At 71.6% G+C, this 20,526-nt stretch carries 21 protein-coding genes and 3 tRNA genes; 11 read left to right on the top strand and 13 right to left on the bottom strand.

Annotated elements, in window-relative coordinates; all coding sequences use genetic code 11:
• Positions 1–21: 21 nt before the first annotated feature.
• Together ABIA38_RS03260 and ABIA38_RS03255 are read right to left on the bottom strand one after the other, a co-directional pair.
• Positions 22–852 carry a hypothetical protein gene (locus ABIA38_RS03260; RefSeq protein ID WP_424636841.1) on the bottom strand — a complete coding sequence of 277 codons (831 nt, stop codon included), beginning with the start codon at positions 850–852 and terminating at the stop codon, positions 22–24.
• Positions 837–1,184, bottom strand: a complete 348-nt coding sequence (locus ABIA38_RS03255; RefSeq protein WP_424636840.1) for a hypothetical protein — start codon at positions 1,182–1,184, stop codon at positions 837–839. Before ABIA38_RS03255 ends, ABIA38_RS03260 begins: the two co-directional genes overlap by 16 nt.
• A 98-nt stretch (positions 1,185–1,282) precedes the next feature.
• Between ABIA38_RS03255 and ABIA38_RS03250 the strand changes: the two genes are divergently transcribed.
• The 3 genes from ABIA38_RS03250 to purM all read left to right on the top strand — a co-directional run bounded on the left by ABIA38_RS03250 (position 1,283) and on the right by purM (position 4,854).
• Positions 1,283–2,071 carry a sterol carrier family protein gene (locus ABIA38_RS03250; protein ID WP_424636839.1) on the top strand — a complete coding sequence of 263 codons (789 nt, stop codon included), beginning with the start codon at positions 1,283–1,285 and terminating at the stop codon, positions 2,069–2,071.
• A gap of 37 nt (positions 2,072–2,108) precedes the next feature.
• Positions 2,109–3,665: an amidophosphoribosyltransferase gene (gene purF, locus ABIA38_RS03245; RefSeq protein ID WP_424636838.1), complete on the top strand. Its 1,557-nt coding sequence runs from the start codon at positions 2,109–2,111 to the stop codon at positions 3,663–3,665.
• Between the two features lie 115 nt (positions 3,666–3,780).
• Entirely contained in the window at positions 3,781–4,854 is a 1,074-nt protein-coding gene (gene purM, locus ABIA38_RS03240; protein ID WP_424636837.1) for a phosphoribosylformylglycinamidine cyclo-ligase, read from the top strand.
• 195 nt (positions 4,855–5,049) lie between these two features.
• Here the strand turns inward: purM and ABIA38_RS03235 are convergent, their stop codons facing one another.
• On the bottom strand, positions 5,050–5,301 hold the full coding sequence (locus tag ABIA38_RS03235; protein WP_020555620.1) for a DUF3073 domain-containing protein: 252 nt from the start codon (positions 5,299–5,301) through the stop codon (positions 5,050–5,052).
• Between the two features lie 239 nt (positions 5,302–5,540).
• Positions 5,541–6,641, bottom strand: coding sequence for a Leu/Phe/Val dehydrogenase (locus tag ABIA38_RS03230; RefSeq protein ID WP_424637173.1), 1,101 nt, complete (start codon positions 6,639–6,641; stop codon positions 5,541–5,543).
• 146 nt (positions 6,642–6,787) lie between these two features.
• Between ABIA38_RS03230 and ABIA38_RS03225 the strand changes: the two genes are divergently transcribed.
• The 3 genes from ABIA38_RS03225 to ABIA38_RS03215 all read left to right on the top strand — a co-directional run bounded on the left by ABIA38_RS03225 (position 6,788) and on the right by ABIA38_RS03215 (position 10,052).
• On the top strand, positions 6,788–7,669 hold the full coding sequence (locus ABIA38_RS03225) for a hypothetical protein (protein WP_424636836.1): 882 nt from the start codon (positions 6,788–6,790) through the stop codon (positions 7,667–7,669).
• A gap of 534 nt (positions 7,670–8,203) precedes the next feature.
• Positions 8,204–8,410, top strand: a complete 207-nt coding sequence (gene bldC, locus ABIA38_RS03220) for a developmental transcriptional regulator BldC (RefSeq protein WP_020555617.1) — start codon at positions 8,204–8,206, stop codon at positions 8,408–8,410.
• Between the two features lie 868 nt (positions 8,411–9,278).
• Entirely contained in the window at positions 9,279–10,052 is a 774-nt protein-coding gene (locus ABIA38_RS03215) for a mechanosensitive ion channel family protein (RefSeq protein ID WP_424636835.1), read from the top strand.
• A 7-nt stretch (positions 10,053–10,059) separates the two neighbouring features.
• Here ABIA38_RS03215 and ABIA38_RS03210 read toward each other — a convergent pair whose 3' ends face one another.
• From ABIA38_RS03210 to ABIA38_RS03190, 5 genes are all read right to left on the bottom strand, one after another.
• Positions 10,060–10,389 (bottom strand): DUF6401 family natural product biosynthesis protein, encoded by a 330-nt coding sequence (locus tag ABIA38_RS03210; protein WP_424636834.1) that lies wholly within the window; start codon positions 10,387–10,389, stop codon positions 10,060–10,062.
• Between the two features lie 60 nt (positions 10,390–10,449).
• Entirely contained in the window at positions 10,450–11,178 is a 729-nt protein-coding gene (locus ABIA38_RS03205) for a VIT1/CCC1 transporter family protein (RefSeq protein WP_424636833.1), read from the bottom strand.
• 157 nt (positions 11,179–11,335) lie between these two features.
• Positions 11,336–11,409 (bottom strand) — tRNA-Phe (locus tag ABIA38_RS03200).
• A gap of 45 nt (positions 11,410–11,454) precedes the next feature.
• Positions 11,455–11,529, bottom strand: a tRNA-Asp gene (locus ABIA38_RS03195).
• Positions 11,530–11,639: 110 nt separating this feature from the next.
• Positions 11,640–11,712 (bottom strand) — tRNA-Glu (locus tag ABIA38_RS03190).
• Positions 11,713–11,862: 150 nt separating this feature from the next.
• On the opposite strand from ABIA38_RS03190, the gene ABIA38_RS03185 reads away from it, so the two are divergent.
• Complete coding sequence (locus tag ABIA38_RS03185; RefSeq protein WP_424636832.1) at positions 11,863–12,222, top strand: metallopeptidase family protein; 360 nt, start codon at positions 11,863–11,865, stop codon at positions 12,220–12,222.
• Between the two features lie 3 nt (positions 12,223–12,225).
• On the opposite strand, the gene ABIA38_RS03180 is transcribed toward ABIA38_RS03185, so the two are convergent.
• On the bottom strand, positions 12,226–12,576 hold the full coding sequence (locus ABIA38_RS03180) for a fluoride efflux transporter FluC (protein WP_424636831.1): 351 nt from the start codon (positions 12,574–12,576) through the stop codon (positions 12,226–12,228).
• The gene (locus ABIA38_RS03175) at positions 12,573–12,956 is read right to left on the bottom strand and encodes a fluoride efflux transporter FluC (protein WP_424636830.1); all 384 of its coding nucleotides are present in this window, start codon (positions 12,954–12,956) and stop codon (positions 12,573–12,575) included. The genes ABIA38_RS03180 and ABIA38_RS03175 overlap by 4 nt, the downstream gene beginning before the upstream one ends.
• Positions 12,957–13,087: 131 nt before the next feature.
• On the opposite strand from ABIA38_RS03175, the gene ABIA38_RS03170 reads away from it, so the two are divergent.
• The 3 genes from ABIA38_RS03170 to ABIA38_RS03160 all read left to right on the top strand — a co-directional run bounded on the left by ABIA38_RS03170 (position 13,088) and on the right by ABIA38_RS03160 (position 17,666).
• On the top strand, positions 13,088–14,491 hold the full coding sequence (locus ABIA38_RS03170) for a hypothetical protein (protein ID WP_424636829.1): 1,404 nt from the start codon (positions 13,088–13,090) through the stop codon (positions 14,489–14,491).
• A gap of 208 nt (positions 14,492–14,699) precedes the next feature.
• On the top strand, positions 14,700–17,024 hold the full coding sequence (locus ABIA38_RS03165) for a DEAD/DEAH box helicase (RefSeq protein ID WP_424636828.1): 2,325 nt from the start codon (positions 14,700–14,702) through the stop codon (positions 17,022–17,024).
• Positions 17,025–17,123: 99 nt separating this feature from the next.
• Complete coding sequence (locus ABIA38_RS03160) at positions 17,124–17,666, top strand: winged helix-turn-helix transcriptional regulator (RefSeq protein WP_424636827.1); 543 nt, start codon at positions 17,124–17,126, stop codon at positions 17,664–17,666.
• 3 nt (positions 17,667–17,669) lie between these two features.
• Here ABIA38_RS03160 and ABIA38_RS03155 read toward each other — a convergent pair whose 3' ends face one another.
• Together ABIA38_RS03155 and ABIA38_RS03150 are read right to left on the bottom strand one after the other, a co-directional pair.
• Complete coding sequence (locus ABIA38_RS03155; RefSeq protein ID WP_424636826.1) at positions 17,670–18,896, bottom strand: DUF2786 domain-containing protein; 1,227 nt, start codon at positions 18,894–18,896, stop codon at positions 17,670–17,672.
• A gap of 89 nt (positions 18,897–18,985) precedes the next feature.
• Positions 18,986–19,786, bottom strand: coding sequence for an AraC family transcriptional regulator (locus tag ABIA38_RS03150; protein ID WP_424636825.1), 801 nt, complete (start codon positions 19,784–19,786; stop codon positions 18,986–18,988).
• A 109-nt stretch (positions 19,787–19,895) separates the two neighbouring features.
• On the opposite strand from ABIA38_RS03150, the gene ABIA38_RS03145 reads away from it, so the two are divergent.
• Positions 19,896–20,474 carry a TIGR03086 family metal-binding protein gene (locus ABIA38_RS03145; protein ID WP_424636824.1) on the top strand — a complete coding sequence of 193 codons (579 nt, stop codon included), beginning with the start codon at positions 19,896–19,898 and terminating at the stop codon, positions 20,472–20,474.
• The last annotated feature ends 52 nt before the right edge of the window (positions 20,475–20,526 follow it).

The following is a 20,526-nucleotide window of genomic DNA, read 5'->3' as shown; positions in this document are numbered from 1 at the left end:
CCGCGGGCACCCCCGTGCGGGTCAACTCCCCAGCCGATACGGGCGGAACGTGCCGTGCCCGGACCAATACGGGTAGGGCACCGTGCCGTAGTGCGCGCCCTTCGAGGCACTCTCCTCGTACGCGTGGTAGCTCGTATGCGCCGCGTCGGCCCACCCCGCGAAGATCAGCGTGTGCCCGGCCGCGCCCGGCGCGGTGTTGAGCAGAATGTCGCCCGGGCGCAGTTCGTCCCGGTCGATCGGATGCGACACCTCCGGCAGGGTCACCGTGGTCAGCCCCGGCGGCGGCAGCCCCCAGGCCATCGAGACCAGCCCCGAGCAGTCCGTGCGGTAGCCGTCGTGCAGCCCGCCCATGCTGTAGCCCAATCCCAGGTCGGCCCACCCCTTCGCCCGAGCCACGATCTCCTCCTCGCTCGGCTCGGGTGCCGCGACCCGCACGATCCCCGCTCCGCGCCCGATCGGCCGAACCCCGAGCGGCCCGTCGTACCCCTCGGGCGGCTCGAACGGCGCCTCGGCGACCGGCGGTGGGAGTGCGCCGCCCACCGGGAGCAGTGCGAGCAGCCGGGTAGCCGCCGTCGTGTCCACCTCCGCGTACGCCCGCGCGCTCTCGGCCAGCCGATCCGCCAGATCCACCCCGCTGCGCTCGGCCCGATCCAACGTCTCCACCGCCTCGCGCAGCCGCGCCCGCACCACCTCGAAGGTCTCCGGCGCCAACGGCCGACTCGCCGCCACGTCGACCCCCGCGACCCGCTCCCGCACCGCCCACACCTCCCCGGCCACGGCCCGCACCCGCCCCGCGACCCCCACCAACCCCTCCGGCGCCACCCCGAATCCACCGCTCACCGCGCCGCCCATCGTTCCTCCAGCCACGCCGCGCTGCCCCCGGCCGGAAGGTGTTCCGCCTCGCCCGGCCCGGCGCCCTCGCGGGCGGCCCGTTCGTTGGCCGCGATCCGGGACAGCGCGGCGCGCATCGCCGCCGCGTGCGCACGCAGTGCCTCGACCACCGCGAGCACCGCAGGCTCGGTCGCCGCGCACTCGCGACGCCAGGTCTGCGCCCGCGTCGCGAAGGCGTCCGCCGCGTCGCCGTGCCAGTCGATCGCCACCGACCCGGGCCGGATCCGCTGCGTCGCCCCCGCCAACTCGGCCGCGATCGTGTCGACCCGGTCGGGATCCCCGTAATTGCTCATGGCTCCAGCGTGGCGACCCGGCGGCGGGCGCGGGCCGACGCTGTGCAGAAACGAATCGGCTACCTACGACCCCGCGCGTCGCCCCCTAACCTGCATCCATGACGAGCCGCCCCGCCGCCCCCCGCCCCCGCAAGGTCGATCCGGTCAAGGTGCGCGCCGCGCTGATCGCCGAATGGCGCGTGCTGGTGGCCGTGACCGACCGGCTGACCCCCGCCCGACTCGCCGCGCCGTCCGACCTGACCGGCTGGTCCACCGCCAACCTGGTAGGCCACCTGGCCGCGAGCGTCCAGGCCGTGCCGCGCTGGCTCGCCGAGCCGATTCCGACCGGCCCCACGATCACCGTCGAACAGTGGGCGAACGGCACCTCCGCGCACGCCGAGGTGATCTCGGCCATCGCCGACGACATGGCCGAGGCCGGCCACACCCCCGCCGACTACGTCGACGCCGCGATCGCCGCCCTCGACGGTGTCCCCGACACCCGGATCACCATCACCCGGATCGGCCCGATGCGGCTTACCGACATGCTCGTCACCCGCCTCGTCGAGGCTGTCGTACACGGCGACGACCTCGAGCGCGCGCTCGGCGAGCCGTTCCCGCACGACCGGCACGCGCTCGGCGTGGTGGTTCGCGCGCTGGCCGACGCGCTCGCCGTCCGCACCCCCGGACACTCGGTCGAGGTGCGCGTCCCGCCGTTCGCCGTAGTGCAGTGCGTCACAGGTCCCCGGCACACTCGGGGCGTTCCGCCCAACGTGGTCGAGACCGACCCCAGGACCTGGATCCGCCTCGCCACCGGCCGTCTGACCTGGGCGGACGCGGTCGAGGAGGGTCGGGTGCTGGCCAGTGGCGAACGCAGCGACTTGTCCGCATACCTGCCACTGATGGGGTGATCCGCGACCGATCCGGCCCTGTCGTAGACTCGATCCCGTGCCACGTGGCGATGGACGACTCAACCACGATCTCTTCCCCGGCGAAAAAGGCCCGCAGGACGCCTGCGGCGTCTTCGGCGTCTGGGCCCCCGGCGAAGAGGTCGCAAAACTCACCTATTTCGGTCTCTACGCATTGCAGCACCGCGGGACGGAATCCGCCGGCATAGCTGTGAGCAACGGATCCCAGATCCTGGTCTTCAAGGACATGGGCCTGGTCTCCCAGGTCTTCGACGAAACCACTCTGGGCTCCCTTCGCGGGCACATGGCCGTCGGCCATGCCCGCTACTCGACCACCGGTTCGTCGGTCTGGGAGAACGCCCAGCCGACCTTCCGGGCCACCGCGACCGGCAGCATCGCGCTCGGCCACAACGGAAACCTCACCAACACGGGTGAGCTGTCCCGTCTGGTCGCCGAGCAGGGCCCCGATCGCAGCGAACTCAACTACCCCTACCAGGGCCGGATCGAGGCCAGCAGCGACACCGACCTGCTGACCTCGCTCCTTGCCGGCAGCCCGGACCTGTCCCTGGAACAGACCGCGATGCAGGTGCTCCCCGAGGTCAAGGGCGCCTTCTCGTTGGTCTTCATGGACGAGACCACGCTCTACGCCGCGCGCGATCCCCAGGGCATCCGGCCCCTCGTGCTCGGCCGGCTCGAGCGTGGCTGGGTGGTCGCCAGCGAGACCGCCGCCCTCGACATCGTCGGCGCCTCGTTCATTCGCGAGATCGAACCGGGCGAGCTGATCGCGGTCGACGAGCACGGCCTGCGCACCCGGCGCTTCGCCGAGGCCAAGCCCAAGGGCTGCGTCTTCGAATACGTCTACCTGGCCCGCCCGGACACCACGATCGCAGGCCGCGGCGTCTACGCGTCCCGGGTCGAGATGGGTCGCCGGCTGGCCCAGGAGTTCCCGGTCGACGCCGATCTGGTGATGCCGACCCCCGAGTCCGGCACCCCCGCCGCGATCGGCTACGCCGAACAGTCCGGCATTCCGTACGGAAACGGCCTGGTCAAGAACTCCTACGTGGGCCGGACCTTCATCCAGCCCAGCCAGACCATCCGCCAACTGGGCATCCGGCTCAAGCTCAACCCGCTGCGCGAGGTCATCCAGGGCAAGCGCCTGGTCGTGGTCGACGACTCGATCGTGCGCGGCAACACCCAGCGCGCGCTGGTGCGGATGTTGCGCGAGGCCGGCGCGGCCGAGGTGCACGTGCGGATCTCCTCGCCGCCGGTGAAGTGGCCGTGCTTCTTCGGCATCGACTTCGCCACCCGGGCCGAGCTGATCGCCAACGGTCTCTCGGTGGACGAGATCGCCAAGTCGCTCGGCGCCGATTCGCTCGCCTACATCTCCATCGACGCGATGGTCGAGGCGACCACCATTCCCAAGGACCGGCTGTGCCGGGCCTGCTTCGACGGCGAATACCCGATCGAACTGCCGGACCCCGAGCGGCTGGGCAAGCACCTGCTCGAAGGCATCGAGCAGACCGTCCGTACCGACGTGGACGGCGTGCAGGCCCTCCTCGCCGGCGGCGGTGCCGAGGACGCGCTCCGCCGTCCCTGATCAGCCGAGCCCCCGAGTTCCTCTCTTCGGATCGCCGCGTCGTGCCCCCCGCTCCGGGGGCCGCGACGGGGCGCCCCGAGAAGATCCACCGACCCGACCCGAAAGGGCCGCCGCCGTGAGCGACCAGTCCACCCCCACCCCCCGCACCGCGACCTATGCCGCCGCCGGCGTCGACATCGAGGCCGGTGACCGCGCCGTCGAGCTGATGAAGCAATGGGTCGGCAAGGCCACCAGGCCCGAGGTCGTCGGCGGCCTGGGCGGCTTCGCCGGCCTGTTCGACGTGTCCGCGTTCAAGCGGTACGAGCGCCCGCTGCTGGCCACCGCGACCGACGGGGTGGGCACCAAGGTGGCCATCGCGCAGGCGATGGACAAGCACGACACGATCGGCCACGACCTGGTCGGCATGGTCGTCGACGACCTGGTGGTGTGCGGCGCCGAACCGCTGTTCATGACCGACTACATCGCCACCGGCAAGGTCGTCCCGGAGCGGATCGCGGCGATCGTCAAGGGCATCGCCGAGGGCTGCGTACTGGCCGGCTGCGCGCTGGTCGGCGGCGAGACCGCCGAGCACCCGGGCCTGCTCGACCCGAACGAGTACGACGTCGCGGGCGCCGGCACCGGCGTTGTGGAGGCCGCCGGCCTGCTCGGCGCGGAGCGGGTGCGCGAGGGCGACGCGGTGCTCGCGATGGCCGCGTCCGGCCTGCACTCCAACGGCTACTCGCTGGCCCGGCACGTGTTCTTCACCCTCGCCGGCTGGCGGCTCGACCGGGACGTGCCGGAACTGGGCCGCACGCTCGGCGAGGAACTGCTCGAGCCGACCCGGATCTACTCGCTGGACTGCCTCGACCTGGCCCGGCGCACCGACGTGCACGCCTACTCGCACGTCACCGGCGGCGGCCTGGAGGCCAACCTGGCCCGGGTGCTGCCCGCCCACCTGGACGCCCGCCTGGACCGCTCGACCTGGACCCCCGCCCCGATCTTCGGCCTGGTCGCCTCGCTCGGCGACGTGACCCGCGCCGAGGTGGAGAAGACCCTGAACATGGGCGTGGGCATGGTCGCGGTGGTCGCCGCCGACGCGGCCGACGCGGCGCTCGCGGTGCTCGCCGAGCGCGGAGTGCCCGCCTGGCGGCTCGGCGAGATCGTGGCCGGCTCCGGCCGGGCCGTACTGAGCGGCGATCACCGGGCATGACAAAAGCACCCGCGGCGGTGGCCGTCGTCCCGGTTCGGGACGGCGGCACCCCCGTGGGCGCGTTCGCGCACACGCCAAACGGCCCGGGGTCGAGTAGTCGTCCTACTCGGTCCCGGACCGGGCGGTGTCACCACACACGGGCACCCCGGCTGAAGAGGGTGTTTCGTCCCGTGCCCGATGACGAGGGGTGCGGGGTCAACGATGGCGCGATCGGCCGTCGTCTTCCTCGTCCTCGTCATCGTTGTAGCGAGCCGAATACCCCGCGTAGGGGTCGTCGAACTCGTCTTCACTCGTGTCGTCGTCAACCTCGGGCTTGCCGATCGGCAAGTCGGTTGGCGACGACGCGCCCAGCTCTTCAGCCAGACGGCTCAGATCCGTACCGCCGCTGTTGTACTTCAGCTGGCGGGCGACCTTTGTCTGCTTGGCCTTGGCCCGGCCGCGCCCCATGGCTCGACCCCCTCAACGACGGGGCTCACGGCCCCGGGTCTTGACACGCGTTCATAGTCAGGGACGGTTCGATGACACTTGAGAACCGGCCCGTAGGGGATTAACGGTACCTGCTTCCGCCGCCGGACGGTACGTCGCATGGGTGACAGCGGGGCTCGGACCCCGACCGGGCTGTGCCGTTCCGGCTGGTCAGGGGCCTGATCTGGGGTCCTTTGCCGGGTCTGACGATACCGTGTCGGTCAGCTTTGGAGGTAGATGTCACGCAGGCGGCTCACATCCGCCATCCGCCGCTCGGCCAATCTGTCCGCCGCGACGGCGGGCGGCACGGCCTCCTCGTCGGCCAGCGCGAAGATCCGCGCGGTGGTCGCCCGGATCCCCGTCGCCTTGCGCTTGGCCCGCTCGAAGTCGAAGCCGTGCCGCTCGTCGGCGACCTGGATCACCCCGCCGGAGTTGACCAGGTAGTCGGGCGCGTAGAGCACGCCGCGTTCGGCCAGCGCCTTCTCGATCCCCGGGTGGGCCAGCTGGTTGTTGGCCGCGCCGCAGACCACGGCGGCGGTCAGCACCGGCACGGTGTCGTCGTTGAGCGCCCCGCCGAGTGCGCACGGGGCGTAGACGTCCAGGTCCGGGAGCCGGATCAGGGTGTCGGTGTCGGCCACCGCGTCCACCTCGGGGTGCTCCTGCCGCAGCCTGGCTATCGCGCGCTCGTCGACGTCGGTGACCACCACCGAGGCGCCGTCCGCGACCAGATGCCCGACCAGGTGCCGGCCGACCTTGCCGACGCCCGCGACGCCCACCCGGCGCCCCCGCAGCGTCGGGGTGCCCCAGCGGTGCTCGGCGGAGGCGAGCATGCCCTGGAAGACCCCGTAGGCGGTGAGCACCGACGAGTCGCCCGCGCCGCCGTCGGCGGGCGAGCGCCCGGTGACGTAGGCGCACTCCTTGGCGACCACGTCCATGTCGTCGACGTAGGTGCCCACGTCGCAGGCGGTGATGTAGCGACCGCCGAGCGACTGGACGAAGCGGCCGAAGGCGCGCAGCAGCACCTCGGTCTTGTCCCGGTTCGGGTCGCCGATGATCACGGCCTTGCCGCCGCCGTGGTCGAGCCCGGCGAGGGCGTTCTTGTAGGCCATCCCGCGCGAGAGGTTGAGCACGTCCGCGAGGGCCGCCTCCTCGCTCTCGTAGGGGTGGAACCGGGTGCCGCCGAGGGAGGGTCCGAGGGCGGTGGAGTAGATCGCGATGATCGCGCGCAGTCCGCTCGCGCGGTCCTGGCAGAAGACGACCTGTTCGTGGCCGGTCGACCTGCCGAACACCAGGCCCGACGTGGTGCCGCCGGGGCCGTCCATGCTGTCCGTCACTGTGGTGACTCCATGGGTGCGTGGTGACGTGTCGCCGCGCGGAACTGCGCGGCGGTTCAAGCCTAGAACCCGTGCGGATCACCGGGTTGGACCTTCTCCACGTCCAGGCTTCGCGGACGTGCCAAGATTCGTTCGTGCGGACTTCGGTGGTTGCCCCCTACGCGGCGTACCTGCGGGTGTACGAGCCGCTTGCCGCGTTTCCCGAACCCGAACGCGCCCGCTGGGCCGCCTACGTCGCCACACGGCCGACAGGCACCCCCGCGGCGCCCGAGCCGCCCTCGCCCGCCGGGCTGACCGCGCAGGAGCACCGGAGCGGCCTGGAGAACCTCCTGGCCACCCCTCCGGTGATCGCCCCGCCGCACGAGAGCGAGGACGCCTATGTGCACGTCCTGGACGGCATCCCGGTGATCTGCCCGCGGCAGACCCGGCTGCGCTGCTGGACGGCGCTGGCCGAGCTGCGCCGGGAGTATCCGGCGACGGTGCTCGACGTGTTCTGGCCGCGGATGGTCATCGATCAGACACACGTCGAGCACGAGCGGTGGAAGTCCGCGCATCCGGACGTGCATCCGCACATCCACAGCAGCACGTGGCACGTCCCGGTGCGCTGGTTCGTACTGTTCGCCCCCGACGAGCGGGTGCTGGTGCCGGCGGCCGAGGGCGCCGCGGCCGGACCCGGCGAGCTCTACTACCGCACGCCGATGGTGCAGGCGCGGCGACGGGTGGCCCGGGCGCTGAAGGTGCTGCGGGACACGGTCGAGGACGGCGCGCTGATCACCGGCCTGGAGAGCGTGGGCCGGTGGCTGGAGGAGTTCCATCCGCGCGCGCTGGTCGAACTCGACTACGGGGGTCTGGTGCGGCTGCTCGGGGCGGACGATCCGGCCGCGGAAAACTCCGTCGCGGACGTCGCGGAGGGCCTCGCCGCGCTGGGGTCCGGTGACGGAGCGCGAGCATCGGCGGCCTACCGCAGGATTACGGAGCGTTGGCAATCGGTACGCGCGCTGGAGCACGCGAGCTGAGCAAGCGTCCGCATTTCATGAAGTTTCGGCGTGACCGTCGTCACTCTTTCGTGTTCAGTCGCCCCACGATCTGAAAGCCTCTCAACCTGCTGGTTCGAGTTGTGGGACTCCCAGCCCTCCAGGTTGACGGAGATCGACTCACAACACGGTGCATACGCCAGCGAATGGTTCGTATATGATGAAAAGGACAAACCAGATGTAGTCGGTCTGGCCGGGTCGGGTCATCGGGGATACTTCGTTGCTGGTGGGGCGGGGTGGGCACGAGGGGTCGATCGGGTCCGAGTGACTCATCGTCACAGTCGGGTGACTGTCCGCTATGCCTGGTCCTTCGGGATCGCGTGGCTTGAACCCTGGGATGCCAATTCCGGCGGTTTGACCAACCGGGTGCGGCGGATGGTGTACTTGTACTGTGAAGGACAAGCCGTTCGTCCTATAACCGACTTGGCCCTCGTGAACTATTTAGGACATCGTGGGTCAAGGTGCAGAATTTGAAGAAAGAACCGTGTTGGTTCGGTTCTCCCGAGGAGGCCGCTCATGACCGCTCGTACGCCTGATGCCGAGCCGCTGCTGACGCCGGCCGAGGTTGCCAGCATGTTCCGCGTCGACCCCAAGACGGTGACGCGCTGGGCCAAGGCCGGCAAGCTCACGTCGATCCGCACGCTCGGCGGACACCGTCGCTACCGCGAGGTGGAGGTCCGCGCCCTGCTCGCGGGCATTCCGCAGCAGCGCAGCGAAGCCTGAGGGCTGCGTCGAAAAGCTTTTCCCCTGAGTGCTGCACCGGATCCCGCCGGGTCCGGTGCAGCACTCTTTTGTGCGTTCGGGCCGGGCCGGCGCGGGTTCGGCGGCCCACGTGCGCGGCTTCGGCCACGTCGCGGGGTTTCGAGCACGTCGGGCTCGGGTGCCGACGGCGGGCGGCCGTCTCGCTCGGCCCGCTTCGTCGCCTCATCGCCGGGGATTCACGACGGTCTACAGTAAAATATCACATAGAATGAGCGGTTGATTTCCGGCCGCCGATGAAAACCATTTCCAATCGAAACAGTGACCTTGGTCACATGGACGTCATCGTCGGGCCTCGGGCCCACTCGCGCCGATGGTTCGAACCACTGCGCGGCGAGGGTGATTCGGGTCGCCACAATCCGGCCGCGCCGGCCCGTGTGGGCGGCAGCCCCGCGCCCGGAGGTCGGCCGGGGTGTCGGCCGGTGCGCCCGGTGGCCCGGACGCCGTCGGAGCGGGCTGTGGTGGGCGGTGATCGCGGTGACCGGCCGACCGGTCCGGGGCGGGCCGCGCGGGCGGGCCGGGGTGGAGTCGACGGCGGCGGTCGAGGCGGATTCGAACGGACCCGGATCGAAATCGCCGGCCGAACACGCTGAGTGAGTATTCACGGATTCCGGCCACGATCCGGACCTCGCCGAATCGCCGGCCTTCGTGACTGTGTGCGAGCGGGGTGGCCGGTGGCCCGCACCGGTGCGGTGGGTTCGGCGCCGGTCCGCTCATCACTGTGGAGTAGGGGCACAGCGCTCCGCGTGCAGGCTCGGATACTCGGTGTTACCACTTGAGGGAGAGCGCGTGACCACTGTGACGCGCGGAGACCTCAGTGAAGAGGGACGCCATGACACAGAACCAAGATCTTGCGCTGTCGGTCGACTTCAGCAAGGGGTTCACGGACGCGTGGTCGTCCTTCGCGACATTCGTGCCGAAGCTGATCGCGTTCCTCGTGATCCTGGCGATCGGCTGGTTCGTCGCGAAGGTGATCGCGCGCATCGTCGACCGGGTGCTGCGCAAGGTCGGCTTCGAGAAGGTGGCCGAGCGCGGTGGGGTCGCCAGGACCCTCGAAGGATCCAAGTACGACGCGACCGGCATCGTCGCCAAGGTCATCTACTACGCGATCCTGTTGATGGCGCTGCAACTGGGCTTCGGGGTGTTCGGACCCAACCCGATCAGCGACATGATCCGGGCCATCGTGCTGTGGCTGCCGCGCGGCATCGTGGCGCTGGTGATCGTGGTGATCGCGATGGCCATCGCGGGCGCGGTGCGCGACATCGTCCGCTCGGCCCTCGGCGCGGTTTCCTACGGGAAGACCCTCGGCACCATCGCATGGGCCTTCATCGTGGCGCTCGGCGTGATCGCCGCGCTCGGTCAGGCCGGCATCGCCGGCGCGATCACCGGCCCGGTGCTCACCGCCGCGCTCGCCACCATCGCCGGCATCCTGATCGTCGGCGTCGGCGGCGGCCTGGTGCAGCCGATGCGGCAGCGCTGGGACCGCTGGCTCGATGTCGCCGAGCGCGAGAGCACCAACGCGCGGGCCAGCGTCAATGCCTACCAGCAGGGCCGCGCCGACGCGATCGCCGGACAGCCCGCGCAGACCCGGGAGGAGCGCCGGTAGTCGGCGCTCAGCCGAGCAGGTCGTGTTCGCGGACCAGCCAGCACACGGCGGTCAGGCGCAGCGCGGCGAAGTCGTAGCCGACTGGCTCCCGCCAGTCGGCTTCGGCCAGTACATCGGTGAATCCGAGCACGTAGTCGGCCAGGTCCTCGCGGCGCAGCTGACGCGGGATCAGGCCCGTGCCGTCGGCGGCCAGCGAGGTGCGCACCGCCGCCGCGTGCTGGTCCACGGCGGCCACGAGCCCCGGTTCGAAGGCGAACTCCGCGAGCCGGGGCAGGTACACGTCCACGACGCCCGCGAGTGGGCAGCCGGGGGGACCGGCGTCGAACAGTTGGCTCATGGGTCCACTTTAAACATACTTTTCGCCATCAATTTGCGGTGAATCGGACTCTGTGGCGAATCAGACTCCGTTCGCGCCGAGCAGCCTGCCCACCGCGTAGGTGACCGCCATCGCCAGGAGCCCTCCGGCGGCGGTGCGCACGATGCCGCGCCCGGGTGGGGCGCCGCCGAGGCGGGCGCCGCTCCAGCCGCACAACACCAGGGCGAACAGTACGGCGGCCACCGTGATCGGCAGCCGGGTCGAGGCGGCCGGCAGCACCATCGCGAGCAGCGGCAACAACGCGCCGACGGTGAAGGCCAGGAAGCTCGCGCCGGCCGCGTGCCACGGGTTGGTCAACTCGTCCGGATCGATCTTGAGTTCGACCTGGGCGTGCGCGGCGAGCGCGTCGTGCTTGGTGAGTTGCTCGGCCACCTCGCGCGCCAACGCCGGGGTGAGCCCCTGGCGTTCGTAGAGCCCGGTCAACTCGTTGAGCTCGGCTTCCGGTTCGTCGGTCAGCTCGCGGCGCTCCTGGACCAGCGCGGCCCGCTCCGCGTCCCGCTGGGTGCTCACCGAGACGTATTCGCCCGCGGCCATCGACAACGATCCGGCGAGCAGTCCGGCCAGCCCCGCGGTGAGCAACTGGTTGCGGTCGTCGGTGGCGCCGGCGACGCCGACCACGAGGCCCGCGGTGGACACGATCCCGTCGTTGGCCCCGAGCACCGCCGCCCGCAGCCAGTTCAGCCGGGCGCCCATGCCCTCGTCGTGCGGATCGTGAGTGGGCATCGGATCGGGACCGGTGGCGGCGCTCATGAGCGCAGTATCCCGACGAACTCCGGTGCGAGCGGCGCGGACACGAGCGCGCGCCGGGTGCGGAACCCGTGCGGGTGAGTGCGTCGGGCGGCCGGCCCGGACAACGCGAAACGCCCCGGACGAGATCTCGTCTGGGGCGTCGATGTCACTGGCGCGGTGGCCAGGGGCGGGGTCGAACCGCCGACCTTCCGATTTTCAGTCGGACGCTCGTACCAACTGAGCTACCTGGCCTCGATGGATCAGGGCGCCTCTCGGCGCCCCGATCTTTCCATCTTGCGGTCCTGACGGGATTTGAACCCGCGGCCTTCACCTTGACAGGGTGACGAGCACTCCAAACTGCTCCACAGGACCTCTGCGATGTCCGCCGTTGTTTCCTCGGGCTTCGCTCGCGGTGTTTCGTGTTGAACCCTACCGTACTGGCTGTCCGGCTTGTTGCGGCCCCCCGGAGGGGGTTTGTTGCGTGCCCCCAACGGGATTCGAACCCGTGCTACCGCCTTGAAAGGGCGACGTCCTAGGCCACTAGACGATGGGGGCTTGTTGGCCGTGTCCGGCGTCTTGTTGCCGTCGGGGACGTCCCGAACTATACGGGGTTTTCGCCGGCGCTTGCAAAGCGGATATCCGGGGGTCGCCGCGGGCGCGCGGTCGCGCCCGCGAACGGGGGCGCGGAGGCCGCAGAATGGGGGAGTGCTGGACATGTCGCGCGAGGAGTTCGAGGAACTGGTGGCCGAGGCCCTGGACCGGATCCCGGCCGAGCTGACCAGGCTGATGGACAACGTGGCGATCTTCGTCGAGGACGACCCCCGCCCCGACGGCGAACACGGGACCAACCTGCTCGGCCTCTACGAGGGCATCCCGCTGACCGAGCGCGCCGGCTGGTACGCGGGTGTCCTGCCGGACCGGATCACCATCTACCGCAACCCGATCCTGCGGATCTGCGAGACGTACGAACACGTCGTCGAAGAAGTCGAGGTGACCGTGGTGCACGAGGTGGCGCATCACTTCGGGATCGGGGACGCGTGGTTGCACGAGCACGGGTACGGCTGAGGGTCAGTGGGCCAGGGCGTAGCCGATGGCGGCGGCGGCCAGGCCCAGGGTGAGGGTGAGCAGTACGTAGAGCGAGGCGATCAGGTGTTGGCCCACGGTGTGGATCTGCACCGCCGCGTAGCCGAACGTGCTGAACGTGGTGAGGGTGCCGCAGAAGCCGGTGCCGACGAGGGTGGCGATGCGTGCGTCGGGGGCCAGGCCGGTGAGCACGCCCAGGATCAGCGAGCCGGACACGTTCACCAGGAGTACGCCCCACGGGAGGGTCGACTTCCAGCGGGTGGATACCCAGCGGTCGGTCAGATAGCGCACGGGGGCGCCGACCAGTGCGCCCAGGACCACCATCAGCGGGATCACCCGGCGGCTCCGTAGCGGTGGTGGGTGAGCGCGAGGCCGACGCGGACCGCGGCCAGGCCGAGCACGACGCTGCCGACGAGGTAGAGCCCGGCGACGGTCCAGGCGTGGCCGGCGAGCAGGGTGCGGGTCTCCACGGCGAACGTGGAGAACGTGGTGAAGCCGCCCAGCACCCCGGTGCCCAGGAACGGGCGGAGCAGCGGGTCGGGTGGGGTGATCCCCATCAGCACGCCCATCAGCAGGCAGCCGACCACGTTGGTCAGCAGGGTCGCCCAGGGAAACGTGGTGCCGGTGTGCGGAATTGCCTGCGCGAGTCCCCAGCGACCCAGCGCGCCGATGGCGCCGCCGAGGGAGATCGCGGCGAGCACTCGGGTCTGGGACACCCCCTCACGCTAGTGCCGCGCTGTCGTGGTTCTCGTGCGCTCCCGGTGCGCCATCACGCGCTGCCGCCGAATGGGTGATCGGCGGTGGGGCGAAATTGGAGCCGGGCTCGGCCGGTGCCCATGCTGAAGTGGTGACCACGCAGGGGGACATCGGGCCGATGCCGGACTTCGCCGACGACGAGCCCGAGTTTCCGGGAACCCGGGCGTCCACCCGAGTGGGCGAGTCCGATGTGGTGGTGCCGCGGGCGCGGGGCGAGTGGCGGCCGACGCCGAGTCCGCTGCCGTACCGGCCGCTGCCGGGTGAGGCGTGGGACGACCCGAGTCCGCCCGAGCCGGCCGAGTCGCGGGCGGAGCGCGCGGGCGACGGTGCGGCCGGCGCGCCGCAGGCATCGCGCGACGCCCGTGGGCAGGTGGACCAAGTCCCGACGGCGGCCCCGGACTTCGTGCCGTTCGTGGTGAGCGGCAGGCTGGCCGACGAGGTTGCCGAGGTGTCGTACGGCGACCCGGTGCCGATGCTCACCCAATGGTTCGGCGAGCCCGGGCCGGCGCCGGTCGGGCCCGGCGTGGGGCCGGGATCGCCGTTGCCCGCTCGGCGGTCGGCGCGGCGGCGCAAGTCGGCGCATCGGGTGCAGCGGACCGCGGAGACCGCCCGGACCGAGGTGGCACGCAGTGCCCCGGAGGAGCGATCGGCGGGCGCGGGGCGGCAGTTCGTGGCGATCCTGGTGCTCGGCGCGCTGGTGCTCGCGGGGCTGCTCTACCACTTCGGGTGGGCGCGGGCCTCGGCCCGGGCCGACTACCTCGGGTTCGACGAGAGCGTGCTGGGCACGCCGACCCCGGAGTATGTCGCGGACGGGCTGCGCACGTTGTGTCGGCCGCTGCTCGCGGTCGTCGGCGGGCTGTTGGCGCTCCGGGTGGCGCACCCTCGGCTGCTGATCCGGCTGCGCCGACACCGGCGGATCGCCGCGTGGTTCACCTGGGCGCTGCGTTGCGCGTGGTTCGTGGTGCCGGGCGCGCTGTGGGCGGCGACGTTGCGGTGGCCCGGGTGGGGCGCGCGGTGGTGGGCGCTGCTGCTGCCCGGCGGGCTGGTGGTGGGGTTGTCGATCGGCGTGTACGGGGTGTTGTTGTCCCGGCGGATCGGCGCGCATCGGCGCGGGTCCGGGGGTGGTGGCCGGCACTGGTCGCTCACGGCGGTGCTCACGGCCGCAGCGGTGGTGCTGTGTCTGTTCTGGGCGGCGGGGACGTACGGGCGGATGTCGGGGCGCTACGCGGGCAAGGCGGTCGCGCACCAACTGCACCGGCGGACCGGCGTGGTGCTCTACTCGGTGCAGGATCTGCGGATGCGACCGGACGACGGCGTCGCGGTCGAGGAAGAAACGGGCGCTTCCTATCGTTACCGGTACACCGGTCTGCGCTTGCTGCGGCGTACCTCGGGGACGCTCTTCCTACTCCCCGAGCACTGGACGTGGCAGCGGCCGAGGCTGCTCGTCGTACCCGAGGACGCGCGCCTGCGGGTGGAGTACGAACGCACCCGATAGGCGTAAACGAGCAGTGATCGGGTACGCTGGTGAATCGCTTTGCCCATATCCAGGCGCCGCCGTGAGCCGCGGCGCCTCGTAGGCTCGTTCTGGTGCTCCGCAGAAGTGTCGCTTTCTCGTGCGACCACATTTCGGCTGCGGACCTTCGAGACGGGCCGCATCCGGAAGGTTTTGCATGCCCCCCTATGCCAATGACACTGCTACGCCCATGCCCGGCACCGAAGGTGCCGAGGTGCAGGAGGGTGTGGCGGATGCGCAGGCAGCCGAGGTGACCGAGGTCGCCTCGGAGACTACCGAGATCGCTACCGAGGTCGTCGAGCACGACGACACCAATGACGGCGACACCGAGCTCGCGGCGCAGGACGAGGCCGCGGCGGACGCCGATGCGGACGAAGACCCCGACGAGGCCGCCGACCAGGCCATCGATGACGACGCCGACGACGACGCCGAGGCGGGCGTCGAGGGCGAGTCGGTCGACGAGGTCGCGGACAAGCCCGAGCCGACCGGCCCCAGCTTTGCCGAGTTCGGGCTGCACAAGGACGTCGTGGACGCGCTCGCGCGCCGCGGGGTGACCCACCCGTTCCCGATCCAGGCCGCGACGCTGCCGGACGCGATGGCCGGCAAGGACATCCTCGGCCGCGGCCGGACCGGTTCCGGCAAGACGCTGGGCTTCGGGCTGCCGATGTTGACCCGGCTTTCGGGTCGCAAGGCGCGCGCCCGTCGTCCGCTCGCGCTGATCCTCACGCCCACGCGTGAGTTGGCCATGCAGGTGCACGACGCGCTGGAGCCCTACGGTCGGATCCTCGACCTGCGGATGAAGACGGTCACCGGCGGCATGTCGATGCCGAAGCAGATCTTCGCGCTCGAGCGTGGCGTGGAGATCCTGGTCGCCACCCCCGGTCGGCTCCAGGACCTGGTGGACCGCGGCTCGGCCGTGTTGGACAACGTCGAGATCACCATCCTCGACGAGGCCGACCAGATGGCGGACATGGGCTTCCTGCCCGAGGTCACCGCGCTGCTCGACCTGATCCCGGCCGGCGGTCAGCGGATGTTGTTCTCCGCGACGCTGGACAAGGGCGTCGACGCGATCGTGCGCAAGTACCTGGTCGACCCGGTCACCCACTCGGTGGACCCGCACGCGTCCTCGGTGACGACCATGTCGCACCACGTGCTGGTCGTACAGCCCAAGGACAAGACGTACGTCACGGCCGCCATCGCGGCCCGACGCGGGCGCACGATGATCTTCGTGCGGACCAAGTTCGGCGCGGACCGCGTCGCCCAGCAGCTTCGTGAGGCCGGGGTTAGGGCCGAGGCGCTGCACGGCGGGATGACCCAGGGCGCGCGCACCCGCACGCTGGCCGAGTACAAGGAGGGCCGCACGCCGGTCCTGGTCGCCACCGACGTCGCCGCGCGCGGCATCCACGTCGACGGCATCGACCTGGTCCTGCACGTGGACCCGGCCGCCGACTCGAAGGACTACCTGCACCGCGCGGGTCGTACCGCGCGTGCCGGTGAGGCCGGCGCCGTGGTCACCCTCGCGCTGCCGCACCAGCGCCGCACGGTGGACCGCCTGATGGAGGACGCCGGCGTCGAGCCGACCCGCCTTCGGGTGCAGGGCTCCAACGACCCGGAGATGCGCAAGCTGACCGGCGCGCGCACGCTGTCCGAGGTCAAGGCGCAGTCCGTGGCGGACGCCGCGGTCGAGGCCGAGGCCGAGGCCGAGCGGCTCGCGGGTCGGATCATCGAGCTCAAGGCCGAGGCCGCCGAGCTGCGCCGCAAGGCCGCCGAGCTGGCCGAGGCGGCCAAGAACGGCGACGCCCCGGTGCGCACCGAGCGCTACGAGCGCCCGGACCGCGACCGCGGCGACCGTGGCGGCGACCGGCGCGAGGGTGGTTACCGAGGCGACCGCGGGGACCGCGGCAGCGACCGTCCGCCCTACGGCGGCGACCGCGGCGGCGACCGTCGTGGTGGTGCGCCGCGCGGCGACCGGCCGGCCTACGGCGACCGTGCCCCGCGTACCGGTGACCGGCCGTCCTACGGCGGCGGGGACCGGCGTGAGGGTGGCTACCGAGGCGACCGTCCGTCGGGCGACCGCGGCCCGCGTGGCGACCGTCCCGCGTACAACGACCGTCCTTCGTACAACAGCGGCGACCGCGCTCCGCGCACGGGTGACCGGCCGTCCTATGGCGACCGTGCCCCGCGTGGCGGGGACCGGCCCGCGTACGGGGACCGGGCGCCGCGTACCGGTGACCGGCCGTCGTACGGCGGCGGGGACCGGCGTGAGGGTGGCTACCGAGGCGACCGTCCGTCGTACGGGGACCGCGCGCCGCGGACCGACCGTCCCGCGTACGGCAACGACCGTGCGCCACGCGGGGATCGGCCGACCTACAACGACCGTCCCGCGTACAACGACCGGCCGTCGTACGGCGGCGAGCGTTCGCACGACCGTCCGCCGCGTCGGGACGGGCACTACGACCGTCCGGCCGGCGGCCCGGCGGGCGACCGCAAGCCGCGTTGGAAGCGCGACGCGTAAGCGCCGGGTAAGCGAGCTGTAACTGACGTGTAGTCAAAAACACTGAGCGGGGCGGGATCGATCGCGTATCGAGCCCGTCCCGCTCAGTAATGTGGCGACATGAAGCGGACCTCGTTCGGCACCTGGCCGTGCTCCATCGCGCGTGTCCTCGAGTTGTTCGGCGACGGGTGGACGCCGCTCGTGCTGCGCGAGGCGTCGTACGGGGTCCGGCGGTTCGAGGATCTCCAGGAGAACCTGGGCATCGGCCGCAATGTGCTGGCGCAGAGATTGAACCGGCTTGTCGACGAGGGGCTGCTCGACCGGGTGCCGTACGAGGAGCGGCGGCCTCGGCACGAGTATGTGTTGACCACCAAGGGGCGGGACTTCTTTCCCGTGCTCGCGGCGATCGGGCAGTGGGGCGATACCTGGCTTGCGGACGAGGCCGGGCCGCCGGTGGTCTATCGGCACGGTGGGTCCGAGGGGCACGAGGCGCAGGCCGAGGTGGTCTGTTCGGTGTGCGGCGATCCGCTCCACCTGGAGGACGTCGAGCCGTTGGCCGGACCGGGTATGACGGCGCGTCAGGCGCATCGGGCGGTGGCCGAGGGGCGCTGCGGGCCGCCCGCGCCCACGGTGCCGGCGCAGCGTGGGACGTGGGCGCCGTAGTGGCTACGAGCGGGCCGGTTCGCCGTGTTCGAGGCGGGTGCGGGTGCCGAGTTCGGCTCGGTCGGCGGCGGCCTTGCCGTGCCGCCAACCGTCCGCGTCGCGGCCCCGCAGACGGTGCGTGGTCTGGGTGGGGAACATTCGCTCGGTGGTCTCCTTGACCGCGACCTCGCGCGCGGCCAGGACCGGGAGCAGGGCATTGTCCGAGGCCGCGTTCGCGCCCGCGACGGCTTCCTCCTCGGCGGCGGTGAGCCGCTCGCGGATCCGGTCGGCGTAGGCGATCAGGAACGACTGGCGGAAGGTCTTGGTGCGCCGCGAGCGGCCGGACTCGTGGTGGCGCGAGCCGGCCCGGTTCATTGCGGCGGTGGCCTGGACCAGGAGCGACGTGTAGAGCAGTTCGACCGCGTCCAGGTCCGAGTCGAAGCCGACCACGGTGGAAAAGCCGAGCGAACTCGACCAGATCGCCTGGCAGCCGTTGGCGTCGGCGACCGCGTCCAGGAGCAGGGCCTTGGCGCCCTCGTAGGGGTTGTCCACGCCGATCCGGCACGCGGCGGGGGCGTGGCGCGAACCCTCCTGCGCGCCGAGCAGTGCCTCGTCGATCCGGTGACGGGTCATCAGCTCCTGTGCCTTGGCGGTGAACGCCTCGGCCTCCTCCGGGAATTCGCTCGACTCGGCCTTGGCGAGCAGGGCCCGGATGCGGCCGAGCTGGCGGGGTTCGCCGGTCGCGGGCTGCTTGCGGGCGGGTTCCTGGAAGGACGCGGCGGCCAGCGGTTCGATCGCGGGCAACCGGGCGATGGTGCGAAGCAGTTCCAGGACCCGGGCGGCGGTGCCGAAGCGGTCCAGATGCTCCCGGGTGCCCAGCTCGGCGAGATAGGCGTCGTCGCCGCTCCACCACGGGGTGGTCGCGTCCAGGTCGCGCAGCTGGGCGGTCCACCGGCGGCCGGTGCCGGGGTAGGCCCGGGCCTGCGCGGCGACCAGGTCGGCGGCGATCGGGGCGTGTCGCTCGCCCAGCTCGCGGGTGACCGCGCGGACCACGTCGGCGGGCTGCCAGCCGCGCCGCCAACAACCGTCGGCGATGCGCTCGTAGAGCGCGAGCACCGCGCGCGAGACCTCCGGCCAGTCGGCGGCGGAGGCGGCGAGCAGGGACGCGCCGAGGTCGATCGTGTCCTCCAGGGCGTCGTCGGACGCGCTCAGGACGGCATGGAATTGGGTTTCGACGAGGGTGGTGGACACCCGTCAAGGATTGCATTTCCGGCGTGGGTTCTCGGCGCGCGGACGACGCGGGGACGATTGGGGCCGGCTCGGGCGCGGGGCGGGGGCGGTCAGGCCCTGGCGTAGCGGCCGGGCGCGGTGCCCACGGTGGCGGTGAAATCGCGGGTCAGGTGGGCCTGGTCGGCATAGCCCAGATCGGCTGCGAGGGCCGCCCAGTCGATGCCCGCGCCGTGCTCGGCCCGCTCGGCGACCTCCTGGAGCCGGGCCCGGCGCAGCACCCATTTGGGGCCGACCCCGACGTATTCGGCGAACAGGCGCTGGAGCCGGCGGACCGACATGCCGACCTCCTCGGCCAGCTCGTCGACCCGGAACAGGGTCGGGTTCGCGGTCAGCCGGTCGACGATCGTGGCCACCTCGGCGATCAGCGGGTCGGGGTCGCCCGGCGTGGGCAACGTGCCGCGCAGCCAGGTCTCGGCGTGCGCGACCCGGCCGGCCTCGTCGGGGGTGTCGAGCACGGTGTCGCTCACGTGGGTGATCGCCGGTCCGAACAGGTCGACCGCGGGCAACACCCGATCGGTCAGCTCCGCCACCGGACCGGCCAGGAACGGCCGGAAGCCGCCCGCGCGGAACCGGATCCCGAAGACGTGGCCGACCCCGCTCAGCTCGCGCTCGAAGACGTCCCGTACCACCCCGTAGATCGCCGGGTGCGGCTGCTCGAAGACCACGTGCAGGTTGGGGTGCGAGAGCACCTGCTGCCGGTGTGGCGGTCGTCCGCGCAGGTCCCAGCGGACGATCCAGTAGTGGTCGACGAAGGGCGCGAGGTCGGGCGCGGGCCGGTGCAGGCGCACGTCCCAGTCGCCGGTGGCGACGGTCGTGCGCAACACCCCGCGCGGGCGGTAGGGAATCCGCATCCCGTCACGGTAGCCGGCGGCTCGGACAGTGCCCGGTCGTGGTGTTGTGTTGTCGGCTTGTCGCGTTTGTTCAAGACCGGCTTCGGGGGTGTTGCCTAGCGTCGTCGCCATGAACATTCACCACCTCTTCGTCGAGGCCGCCGCCGAGGCCGACCGGATCGCCCACGGCGTCACCCCCGAGCAGTTGTCCGGGCCGACGCCGTGCGCCGAGTACGACACCCGCACGCTGATCAACCACTGGGTCCTGTACACCTCGCACGGGCTGGAGCATCGGGCGCTGCGGACCGCGCTGCCCGAGGAGCTGACCAAGCGGGACTTCGCCGCCGAGGCGGACTGGGCGGACGCGTACGGTGCGCAGCTGCGCCGGGCGGTCGCGGCGTGGGCCGAGCCCGAGGTGTGGGCGGGGGAGATCGACCTGGGCGGCGGCAATCCGATGCCGGCGGCGGAGATCGCCGCGATGGTGTTCGCGGAGCTGGTGCTGCACGGCTGGGACGTGGCCCGGGCGACCGGGCAGGAGTATCGGGCGTCGGCGGCGGCGGGTGCGGCGATCGAGGGCATCGTGGTGCGGTATGCCGAGATGTACCGGGAATATGCTGGTTTCGCCGCGCCGGTGGCCGTTGCGGAGGAGGCCACGGCGTGGGAGCGGGCGTTGGCCGGGTCCGGGCGGGATCCGCGCCGGCCGGCCTGACCGTTCGGTTTTCCCCGTCGGTTGGTCAAGATCGTTCCGGGGGCGGGGAAAT

It is taken from the genome of Embleya sp. AB8 (genome assembly GCF_049739465.1).
In the GTDB taxonomy this organism is placed as follows: domain Bacteria; phylum Actinomycetota; class Actinomycetes; order Streptomycetales; family Streptomycetaceae; genus Embleya.
Note: the sequence above shows the minus strand (reverse complement) of the source record. Positions and strands in the feature narration are given on the sequence as shown.

Bases quoted from the DNA above. Each gene is read 5' to 3' on its own strand.
- ABIA38_RS03260 (WP_424636841.1), bottom strand. From the start codon at position 852: ATGGGCGGCGCGGTGAGCGGTGGATTCGGGGTGGCGCCGGAGGGGTTG.
- ABIA38_RS03255 (WP_424636840.1), bottom strand. From the start codon at position 1,184: ATGAGCAATTACGGGGATCCCGACCGGGTCGACACGATCGCGGCCGAG.
- ABIA38_RS03250 (WP_424636839.1), top strand. From the start codon at position 1,283: ATGACGAGCCGCCCCGCCGCCCCCCGCCCCCGCAAGGTCGATCCGGTC.
- ABIA38_RS03235 (WP_020555620.1), bottom strand. From the start codon at position 5,301: ATGGGGCGCGGCCGGGCCAAGGCCAAGCAGACAAAGGTCGCCCGCCAG.
- ABIA38_RS03230 (WP_424637173.1), bottom strand. From the start codon at position 6,641: ATGGACGGCCCCGGCGGCACCACGTCGGGCCTGGTGTTCGGCAGGTCG.
- bldC (WP_020555617.1), top strand. From the start codon at position 8,204: ATGACCGCTCGTACGCCTGATGCCGAGCCGCTGCTGACGCCGGCCGAG.
- ABIA38_RS03215 (WP_424636835.1), top strand. From the start codon at position 9,279: ATGACACAGAACCAAGATCTTGCGCTGTCGGTCGACTTCAGCAAGGGG.
- ABIA38_RS03210 (WP_424636834.1), bottom strand. From the start codon at position 10,389: ATGAGCCAACTGTTCGACGCCGGTCCCCCCGGCTGCCCACTCGCGGGC.
- ABIA38_RS03205 (WP_424636833.1), bottom strand. From the start codon at position 11,178: ATGAGCGCCGCCACCGGTCCCGATCCGATGCCCACTCACGATCCGCAC.
- ABIA38_RS03165 (WP_424636828.1), top strand. From the start codon at position 14,700: ATGCCCGGCACCGAAGGTGCCGAGGTGCAGGAGGGTGTGGCGGATGCG.
- ABIA38_RS03160 (WP_424636827.1), top strand. From the start codon at position 17,124: ATGAAGCGGACCTCGTTCGGCACCTGGCCGTGCTCCATCGCGCGTGTC.
- ABIA38_RS03150 (WP_424636825.1), bottom strand. From the start codon at position 19,786: ATGCGGATTCCCTACCGCCCGCGCGGGGTGTTGCGCACGACCGTCGCC.
- ABIA38_RS03145 (WP_424636824.1), top strand. From the start codon at position 19,896: ATGAACATTCACCACCTCTTCGTCGAGGCCGCCGCCGAGGCCGACCGG.